Annotated in this window: 9 protein-coding genes and 1 riboswitch; of the genes, 7 read left to right on the top strand and 2 right to left on the bottom strand. The window is 67.9% G+C overall.

The window, feature by feature from the left end; all coding sequences use genetic code 11:
• The first annotated feature begins 274 nt into the window (after window positions 1-274).
• The 4 genes from QN357_RS15765 to QN357_RS15780 are packed head-to-tail and all read left to right on the top strand — an operon-like array spanning window position 275 to window position 4276.
• Window positions 275-1333 carry an ABC transporter ATP-binding protein gene (locus tag QN357_RS15765; RefSeq protein ID WP_322140839.1) on the top strand — a complete coding sequence of 353 codons (1059 nt, stop codon included), beginning with the start codon at window positions 275-277 and terminating at the stop codon, window positions 1331-1333.
• Between the two features lie 26 nt (window positions 1334-1359).
• Window positions 1360-2556, top strand: a complete 1197-nt coding sequence (locus QN357_RS15770; RefSeq protein ID WP_322135707.1) for an ABC transporter substrate-binding protein — start codon at window positions 1360-1362, stop codon at window positions 2554-2556.
• Window positions 2535-3467, top strand: a complete 933-nt coding sequence (locus tag QN357_RS15775; RefSeq protein ID WP_241975442.1) for an ABC transporter permease — start codon at window positions 2535-2537, stop codon at window positions 3465-3467. Before QN357_RS15770 ends, QN357_RS15775 begins: the two co-directional genes overlap by 22 nt.
• 8 nt (window positions 3468-3475) lie before the next feature.
• Complete coding sequence (locus tag QN357_RS15780; protein WP_134447678.1) at window positions 3476-4276, top strand: ABC transporter permease; 801 nt, start codon at window positions 3476-3478, stop codon at window positions 4274-4276.
• A 12-nt stretch (window positions 4277-4288) separates the two neighbouring features.
• On the opposite strand, the gene QN357_RS15785 is transcribed toward QN357_RS15780, so the two are convergent.
• Entirely contained in the window at window positions 4289-4846 is a 558-nt protein-coding gene (locus tag QN357_RS15785; RefSeq protein WP_322135710.1) for a TIGR03086 family metal-binding protein, read from the bottom strand.
• Between the two features lie 116 nt (window positions 4847-4962).
• On the opposite strand from QN357_RS15785, the gene QN357_RS15790 reads away from it, so the two are divergent.
• Together QN357_RS15790 and QN357_RS15795 are read left to right on the top strand one after the other, a co-directional pair.
• The gene (locus QN357_RS15790; RefSeq protein WP_322135711.1) at window positions 4963-6249 is read left to right on the top strand and encodes a DNA polymerase IV; all 1287 of its coding nucleotides are present in this window, start codon (window positions 4963-4965) and stop codon (window positions 6247-6249) included.
• 39 nt (window positions 6250-6288) lie between these two features.
• Complete coding sequence (locus QN357_RS15795) at window positions 6289-6648, top strand: spore germination protein GerW family protein (RefSeq protein WP_322135712.1); 360 nt, start codon at window positions 6289-6291, stop codon at window positions 6646-6648.
• A gap of 3 nt (window positions 6649-6651) precedes the next feature.
• Here QN357_RS15795 and nhaA read toward each other — a convergent pair whose 3' ends face one another.
• Window positions 6652-8025 (bottom strand): Na+/H+ antiporter NhaA, encoded by a 1374-nt coding sequence (gene nhaA, locus QN357_RS15800; protein WP_416347625.1) that lies wholly within the window; start codon window positions 8023-8025, stop codon window positions 6652-6654.
• Between the two features lie 129 nt (window positions 8026-8154).
• Window positions 8155-8264, top strand: a riboswitch (TPP riboswitch).
• A 36-nt stretch (window positions 8265-8300) separates the two neighbouring features.
• Between nhaA and QN357_RS15805 the strand changes: the two genes are divergently transcribed.
• Window positions 8301-8933 carry an ECF transporter S component gene (locus tag QN357_RS15805; protein WP_322135713.1) on the top strand — a complete coding sequence of 211 codons (633 nt, stop codon included), beginning with the start codon at window positions 8301-8303 and terminating at the stop codon, window positions 8931-8933.
• The last annotated feature ends 56 nt before the right edge of the window (window positions 8934-8989 follow it).

The following is an 8989-nucleotide window of genomic DNA, read 5'->3' on the forward strand; positions in this document are numbered from 1 at the left end:
CACCGCAAGTGCGGGCCCCTGGGTTGATCGATCCGCAACGGCTCTGGCGGCCACCGAACCGGCACCGCGCCCACCAGGTCCTCACCGGACCACCCAACCGCGACTGACCGGCCCGACTGACCAGGGCGAACGGGGGCCATGCCGGACGCGGGCCGTCGCTATAGGGTGTCGTTCTCGGAGGCGTTCGGTCATCGTGACCTGACCGCAACATGCGGAACCGGATTTCAGACATCCGTTTCCATATGATTTAGCCGAGGGTGACAAAGGAGGCTCCGTGTCCGCAGACCGACCGGCAATCCGCTTGCGGGGGCTGACCAAGTCCTTCGGCGCGGGAAACGCCGTTGACGGGGTTGATCTCGACGTCGTCGAGGGCGAATTCTTCTCGATGCTCGGCCCTTCCGGCTCCGGAAAGACGACCGTGCTCCGGCTGATCGCGGGCTTCGAACAGCCCACGAGCGGAACGGTGTCGCTCCAGGGAAAAGACGTGACCGACCGCGCCCCCTTCGACCGCGACGTCAACACCGTGTTCCAGGACTATGCGCTCTTCCCGCACATGACCGTGCTCGACAACGTCGCATACGGGCTGCGCGTGCGCGGCGTCGGCAGGCGCGAACGCCACGAGCGGGCCAGGGCGGCCCTCGACACCGTGCGTCTCGGCGGGTTCGGCGACCGGAAGCCCGGACAGCTCTCCGGCGGGCAACGGCAGCGCGTGGCCCTGGCCAGGGCCACGGTCGTCCAGCCCAAGGTGCTGCTTCTGGACGAGCCGCTCGGCGCCCTCGACCTCAAGTTGCGCGAGCAGATGCAGGTCGAACTGAAGGAACTCCAGCGCGAACTCGGCATCACCTTCATTTTCGTCACCCACGACCAGGAGGAGGCGCTCACCCTGAGCGACCGGATCGCCGTCTTCAACGAGGGTCGGATCGAACAGCTCGGAACCCCCGCCGAGATCTACGATCACCCGGTATCGCCCTTCGTAGCCGCTTTCGTAGGCACGTCCAACGTGTTCAGCGACGAACTGTCCCTCCGTGTGCTCGGCCGAGGAGGCATCCACTCGGTGCGTCCGGAGAAGATGACGGTCGAGAGGCTGGAGGCCCCGCTCAGCGGCGACCGCTCGGCGACAGGCGTCCTCGCCGAGGTGATCTACCTGGGCAGCAGTACCCGGCTCATCGTCGACCTCGACGCGGGCATGCGCGTCGTCGTGCAGGAGCAGAACGATGCGCGGCGGGTCGGCGACGAAGAACGCGGCGCCCGTGTGCGCGTGGCCTGGTCCGACAGGGACACCGTCGTGGTCGTCGCAGACCGCCGCACCGAATCACTGGACCCGGCACCTTAAACAGCTCACCAAGAATGGAGACCGTAATGAACCGCCACGCGCCCCACCGCAACTCCAGACTGACCGCCCTGACCGGGCTCGCCATCGCCTCGATCGCGCTCCTCACGGCGTGCGGAACCACGACGTCCGGGGCGACCAAGCCCACCGCATCCGCACCGACGGCCCTCGGCGCGAACGAGGGGGCCGTGTCGATCCTCGCGTGGCCCGGCTACGTCGAGGACGGCAGCAACGACCCGACCGTGGACTGGGTCAGCGCCTTCCAAGACGAGACCGGCTGTAAGGTCACGAGCAAGACCTACGGCACCTCCGACGAGGCCTTCAACCTGATGAAGACGGGCGACTACGACGTTGTCGCGGCCTCGGGAGATGCCTCCCTGCGCCTGGTCGCCGCTGGAGACGTTGCCCCGGTGAACACCGACCTGATCCCGAACTACGCCGGAATCTACGACTTCCTCAAGCTGCAGGCCTGGAACAGCGTCGACGGTGTCTCCTACGGCATCCCGCACGGCTACGGCGCCAACCTGTTGATGTACAACAAGGATGTCGTCACGCCGGCCCCGACGTCGTGGGACGTCGTGTTCGACAAGTCTTCGCCGTACAAGGGCAAGGTCACGGCATACGACTCCCCGATCTACATCGCGGATGCCGCCATGTACCTGATGAAGCACCAGCCCGATCTCGGGATCAAGAACCCGTACGCCCTCGATGAGAAGCAGCTCGCGGCGGCCGTCGACCTGCTCAAGCAGCAGCGCCCGAATATCGGAGAGTACTGGTCCGACTACCTCAAGTCGGTGCAGTCCTTCGAGACCGGGGACACGGTCGTCGGAACCACCTGGCAGGTGATCCGCAACTCGCTCGCCGCCGGGACCGCCGCCGAGGTCACAGTTCCGTCGGAAGGAGTCACCGGCTGGTCTGACACCTGGATGATCGCCTCGAAAGCGGCGCACCCCAACTGCGCGTACGCCTGGCTCAACTACATCGCGAGCCCGAAGGCGAACGCGCAAGCGACCGAGTACTTCGGAGAGGCCCCGTCCAACCAGAAGGCCTGCGAGTTCATGACGGACCCCAACCAGTGCGCGACCTATCACGCCGGAGACGCCGACTACGCGTCGAAGATCTGGTACTGGACGACGCCGATCGCCAAATGCGTCGACGGCAGGACCGACGTGACCTGCACCGACTACGCGGCCTGGACGACCGCGTGGCAGGAGATCAAGGGCTGATGCTCCAGGCCGATTCCGGCGGGCCCGTTCCGGTGCCCCGCGACACCGGGGCCCGCCGGATCTCGGTCTTCCTGAGCCGGCACCCTCGGCTCCGACTCTCCCTGCTGCTCTCGGCTCCGCTGTTCTGGCTCGGGCTGGTGTACATCGTGGCCCTCGCGGCGCTGCTGATCACGGCCCTGTGGACGGTGGACACGTTCACGGGAACCATCACGCAGACCTGGACGCTCGACAACATCGTCACCGTGCTGACCGGCTCGCTGTACCAGACGGTGACCCTGCGCACCCTCGGCATCGCCGTGGTCGTGACCGTCGTCGACATCCTGGTCGCCCTGCCGATCGCGTTCTACATGGCCAAAGTCGCGAGCACCAGGTGGCAGCGGGTGCTCGTGATCGCCGTGCTGATGCCGCTCTGGGCGAGCTACCTGGTCAAGGCGTATGCGTGGCGCTCCGTGCTGTCGAGCGACGGCATCGTCGACTGGCTGGTCGCGCCCTTCGGCGGCCAGACCCCGGGATACGGGCTGCCGGCAACGGTCATCACCCTCGCTTACCTCTGGCTGCCGTACGTGATCCTGCCGATCTACGCCGGACTGGAACGCGTGCCGGACTCCCTGCTCGAGGCCTCAGGCGACCTCGGGGGCCGGACCGGATCCACCCTTCGGCTCATCGTGCTGCCGATGATCTGGCCGGCGATCATCGCCGGTTCGATCTTCAGCTTCTCGCTCACCCTCGGCGACTACATCACGGTCAACATCGTCGGCGGGGCCAACCAGATGCTCGGGAACCTCGTCTACACGAACGTCGGCGCGGCGAACAACCTGCCCCTCGCGGCGGCGATCGCCCTCATCCCGATCGTGATCATTTTCGGATACCTCGCCGCCGTGCGCCGCACCGGCGCCCTGGACAACCTGTAAGGGGAGAGATGCGCCTCAGCAGACCGGCACGGATCGTCCTCGCCGTCCTCACCGGGATCATTCTCGCGGTGATCTACCTGCCGCTCATCGTCGTGCTGATCAACTCCTTCAGCACGAGCACGAACCTGACCTGGCCACCGCCCGGCCTGACCTTCGAGTGGTGGGTGAAGGCGTTCCACAATGAGGGCGCCCTCAACGCGATCGGGACGAGCGTGCAGATCGCGATCGTGGCGACCCTGGTCTCCCTCGTCCTCGGCACCCTGATCTCGCTCGCCCTGCAGCGGTTCGCGTTCTTCGGCCGCGACGCCGTGAGCCTCCTCGTGATCCTGCCGATCGCGCTCCCCGGGATCATCACGGGCATTGCGCTCAACAATGCGTTCCGCACGATCATGGGCATTCAGCTGTCGATCGCGACCGTGATCATCGCGCACGCGACCTTCTGCATCGTCACGGTGTTCAACAATGTCATCGCGCGTCTCCGCCGCGTCGGCATGAACTTCGAGGAGGCGTCCGCCGATCTCGGAGCGGGGCTGTGGACCACCTTCCGACTCGTGACCTTCCCGCAGCTGCGTTCTGCACTTTTCGCGGGGGGACTTCTCGCTTTCGCGCTGAGCTTCGACGAGATCATCGTGACGACGTTCACGGCGGGGTCGAGCGTGAAGACCCTGCCGATCTGGATCCTCGACAACCTGTTCCGGCCGAATCAGGCCCCGATCGTCAACGTCATCGCGGTTGTCCTCGTGCTGGTCTCGATCGTGCCGATCTACGTGGCACAGCGCCTCGCGGGGGCCGAGAAAGTCACCCCCTGAGGCCCACTCGGTTCAGCGCGCGTCGCGCCCGGTGAGCGCGAGGAGACGGGACTGCAGCGGCGCGTCGTCGGGGAGGGGAACCGGGGGAGCGAAGAGGCCGCTTGCTTCGAGGGCGTCCTTCTGGGGCTCGAAGACCGTCCAGACGGCGGCGACGAGCTCGTCGTCGAGGGACTCGTCGGCGGAGACGGCCCTGGCGAGATCCCAGGTGTGGATGGTGACCTCCGCGACCTGTTCCCGCAGGTACTCCGCGGCGGTGACGGTTTCGGACGCCAGCCGGACGGGAGCATCCGCCGGGGCCTCCGACCAGGCGGCGGTCGCGAGGGCGGAGTAGGTGTCCCATTCCGCCTGCAGGTCGGAGCCGAGCGGGGCGCGGGTGAGGCGAGCCTCGATGACCGACCGTCCGGCGAGGAGCCGCGGTACACTCTGCTGGCCGCGGACGACATGGCGCACGAGGTCGCGGACGGTCCAGTCCGAGTCGGGGGTCGGTGCGTCCCAGCTGGTGACGTGCGCGAGCCGGGCGCTGAACTCCTGGTGGGCCTGCTGCTGAAGTGCGATCCAGTTCGATTCCATGAAGGCTCCTTTCGTTGCACGATGCAACCCCTGCGGTCGCCGGTGCATTCCGCCTCGCACGCTACCCGTGGAACGGGTCTGCCCGCACGGTCGGCGGTGTGGGTTAGGGTCTCAGGGTGAGCAGGCAGGACGGAAGCGACCGCACGGTCTCGGCGGCAAGCGTCGACGACTCCTCCGCGACCCTGCTTCACATCGACATGGATGCGTTCTTCGCGTCCGTCGAGCTGCTCGACCACCCGGAACTCGTCGATAAACCCGTCATCGTCGGCCACCGCTCCGGCCGCTCCGTCGTGACCGCCGCCAACTACGTCGCCCGGCGCTACGGCGTGAACTCGGCCATGCCGATGGCACTCGCCCTGCGGCGCTGCCCGGCGGCGGTCGTCCTCGAACCGCACATGAGCCGGTATCGGGATTTCTCCGAGCAGGTGATGGGCATCTTCACGGACATGACCCCACTCGTCGAGCCGCTCAGCATCGACGAAGCCTTCCTCGACGTCTCCGGGGCCCGCCGCCTGCATGGCTCGCCCGCGGTGATCGCGGCGCTGATCCGAGAGCGGGTCCAGAACGAGACCGGGCTCACCTGTTCCGTCGGTGCCGCGTCGACGAAGTTCGTCGCCAAGATGGCGTCGAGCAGGGCGAAACCTAACGGCCTGCTCGTGGTGCCGGCTGAGGACACCCTGGTGTTCCTGCATCCGTTGCCTGTCGGCTCACTCTGGGGCGTCGGCGCCATGACCGAGAAGTCGCTCCTCGGGCTCGGCCTCCGCACGATCGGCGACCTCGCCGCCACGCCGCTGGCCGTGCTGCAGAAGTCCATCGGCGAGGCCTCCGGCCGCAAGTTGCACGAGCTCGCGTGGGGGAGAGACCCGCGCGGAGTGACCCTCGAACGCGAGGAGAAGAGCGTCGGCCACGAGATCACCTTCGAACACGACGTGACGGATGTCGCCCGGTTGCGCAGCGAGCTCCTCCGCCAGTCCGACGCGGTGGCGGTTTCCCTCCGGCGGGCCGGGCTCGTCGGGCGCTGCGTGGTCCTGAAACTCCGGTACACCGACTTCAGCACCGTGACCCGCTCGCGCACCCTCGCCGAGGCGACGAACGTGGGCCGCCGCATCTACGAGGAAGCTGCGGCGAGCTTCGACGTGCTCGCGGCCCGCGGCATCCGGGTGCGACTGATCGGAGTGCGGGTGGAGCAGCTGGGCGACGGCGATGGGGCAGGCCTCGGCCTCTGGGACCCCGACGACGACTGGCGCGGCGCCGAACTCGCGGTGGACTCCGTCACCGCGCGGTTCGGTCGCGGTTCGGTGCGGCCCGCCTCACTGCTCGGGCCGAGCCAGGCCCGCCCGGTGGGCCTCGACGCCACCAAGCCGAACCCCCGTGCGGGAGAACGCGGCGACGCGAATCCCTGATGCCGGGCGTTGCGGAGCGCGGCGGAGTATCGTGAAGAGATGACTAGCCTCCCCGAAAAGCTCGCAGAAATCTCCCGCTCCGCCGGCGTGCGGTCGGCATACGGTGACCCCGTCCTCGTCGACGGGATCACGATCGTTCCCGTTGCGCTCGTGTACTACGGTTTCGGCGGCGGCGAAGGTGAATCGACCGAGGGATCCGGTACGGGTGGCTTCGGCAGCCCCGGACACGGCGCCGGCGGCGGTGGTGGCGGAGTCTCCATCCCGGTGGGCGCCTACGTGAAGTCCCAGGGCACCGTTCGCTTCGAACCGAACGTCATCTCGCTGCTCGCCGTCGGCATCCCCTTCGTCTGGGTCGTCGGCAAGACGCTCAGTCACGTGATCCGGGCACTCAAGAAGTAGCCCCTACTCGAAGGCGTCCGGGACCCCGTCGTTGTCCGCGTCCGCCTTCTCCTTGAGGTCGATCTCCCGGTAGTGCCGGTTGCGGCTGCGCAGCACGACGGCGGCGAGGAGAGCCGCGAGCAGGGACGCCGTGAGGATGGCGACCTTGGCGTGGTCGTCCTCGATCGTGCCGTGCCCGAAGCCGAGCTCGCTGATCAGCAACGACACCGTGAAGCCCACCCCGGCGAGCATCGCGACGCCGATCACGTCGACCCAGGCGAGGTCGGGGTCGAGCGATGCCTTCGTCGTGCGGGTCACGAGCCAGGTGGCGCCGAGGATGCCGACCGGCTTGCCGAGGACGAGCGCGACGATGATCCCGATCGCGACGGGGTCGCTCAGCGCTGCCGCGAGACCGGCGGGCCCGCCGATCGCGACACCCGCGGAGAAGAAGGCGAAAACCGGGACGGCGAATCCCGCCGACAACGGCCGGATCCGGTGCTCGAGGGTCTGGGCGAGCCCCGCTCCCGCGTCTGGTCCGCCACCACGACGACTGCGGAGCACGGGCACCGCGAAACCGAGCAGCACGCCGGCAACGGTGGCGTGGATGCCGGACGCATGAACCAGAACCCAGGTCAGCACGCCGAGCGGCACGAGAACGAGCCACGCCAGCCACGGTTGCGTCCCGAAATGGTACGAGTATCGGCGCGCGAGGAATGCGAACACGGCGAGCGGCACCACGGCGGCCGCAAGCAGGAGCGGCTGGAGGTTGCTCGTGTAGAAGAACGCGATGATCGTGATCGCCAGCAGGTCGTCGACGACGGCGAGGGTCAGCAGGAACACCCGGAGGGCGCTCGGCAGGTGTGAGCCGATCACGGCGAGCACGGCGACGGCGAAGGCGATGTCCGTCGCGGTCGGTACGGCCCAGCCGCGCAGCGCCTCCGCGCCACCGCCGAGGTTCACGAGCGTGAAGAAGAACGCGGGGGTCAGCACGCCACCGACGGCCGCGGCAACGGGAACGACAGCGCGGTCGAGGGTGCGCAGGTCCCCGGCGACGAATTCGCGTTTGAGCTCCAGGCCGGCGAGGAAGAAGAAGATCGCGAGCAGCCCGTCGGCCGCCCAGGCCCCGACGCTGAGCTGGAGGTGCCAGGGCTCGTAACCGAACTGGAAGTCGCGTACGGCGAAGTAGAGGCCGGAGGCCGGCGAGTTCGCGAGGACCAGGGCGATGACGGTCGCTACGAGGAGGAGTGCCCCGCCGACCGTCTCACGACGGAGGATCTGACTGATCCGCACGTATTCCGGATAGCTGCTGCGCCGGAAGACCGCGCCGATTCCCCGAGGATTGCGAGGGGAGGGGGCGCTTCCTGGTGGAGTCATCGGCGGATTCGTGGGTGGGGTCATGGGTGGATCCTCTGGTTTCGGGCTCGATGAGCGGACGCCGACCAGACTTCCCGGCACACCTGCTTTCACTGTACACGGGGCCCTCGCCGCGCCCCTGCCCGCGGCGGGAAGCCGGTGCGGTCTATACTCGGAATCGAACACGGGAGTCCGGTCAACCGGGCTGAGAGGAAGCTTCCTAAGCTTCGACCGTCAAACCTGATCTGGATCATGCCAGCGCAGGGAGGCAGAAACACTCATACCCGTGCCCTCAATTGCCATTGAAAGGGCGCGACATCATGCATTCAACAACCACCACACCCGCAGCCCGGGTTCGCAACTACCGCTGGCGGGTCGTCGACATCGTCGTCGCCAGCGTGATCGGCGTCGCGAGCGGCGTCATCTTCTGGGCGTGGGGCCTGGCCTGGACGCCGCTCAGCACCGTCCTGGCTTTCACGCCCGGCCTCGAGGGCCTCCTCGCCGGCGGCTGGCTCTTCGCAGCCGTGCTCGGCGGACTCGTCGTGCGGAAGCCCGGCGCCGCCGTCTACACCGAGGTCGTCGCAGCCGTCGTCTCGATGCTCATCGGCACCCAGTGGGGTTTCTCGACCCTGATCTGGGGCGTCGTCGAGGGCCTCGGCGCGGAGATCGTCTTCGCCCTGTTCCTCTACTCGAGCTGGAAGCTCGGCACCGCACTCCTCGCCGGCGCCGGCGCCGGCGTTGCGGTCGGAATCCTCGACGTGCTGAACAGCTACGCAGCCGTCGACGACGCGATCAAGGTGACCTACTTCGTCTCTGCCGTGATCTCCGGCGTGCTCCTCGGCGGGCTTGTCTCCTGGCTCGTCCTGCGCGGCCTCGTGCGCTCAGGAGCCCTGAGCCGCTTCGCCGCAGGCCGGGACAGTTCGGGCCGGGCGGCCCAGCGAGCCACCGCGTAGCGGATGCCCCTGGATCCCGATTCCGTACGCCCGGTCGCGGGGGGGGGGGGGGGGGG

This window comes from Cryobacterium sp. RTC2.1 (genome assembly GCF_035018685.1).
GTDB lineage: Bacteria > Actinomycetota > Actinomycetes > Actinomycetales > Microbacteriaceae > Cryobacterium > Cryobacterium glucosi.

Excerpts from the sequence above, each read along its gene's own strand:
- nhaA (WP_416347625.1), bottom strand. The coding sequence starts at position 8,025 with ATGACCCCACCCACGAATCCGCCGATGACTCCACCAGGAAGCGCCCCC.
- QN357_RS15795 (WP_322135712.1), top strand. The coding sequence starts at position 6,289 with ATGACTAGCCTCCCCGAAAAGCTCGCAGAAATCTCCCGCTCCGCCGGC.
- QN357_RS15770 (WP_322135707.1), top strand. The coding sequence starts at position 1,360 with ATGAACCGCCACGCGCCCCACCGCAACTCCAGACTGACCGCCCTGACC.
- QN357_RS15780 (WP_134447678.1), top strand. The coding sequence starts at position 3,476 with ATGCGCCTCAGCAGACCGGCACGGATCGTCCTCGCCGTCCTCACCGGG.
- QN357_RS15805 (WP_322135713.1), top strand. The coding sequence starts at position 8,301 with ATGCATTCAACAACCACCACACCCGCAGCCCGGGTTCGCAACTACCGC.
- QN357_RS15785 (WP_322135710.1), bottom strand. The coding sequence starts at position 4,846 with ATGGAATCGAACTGGATCGCACTTCAGCAGCAGGCCCACCAGGAGTTC.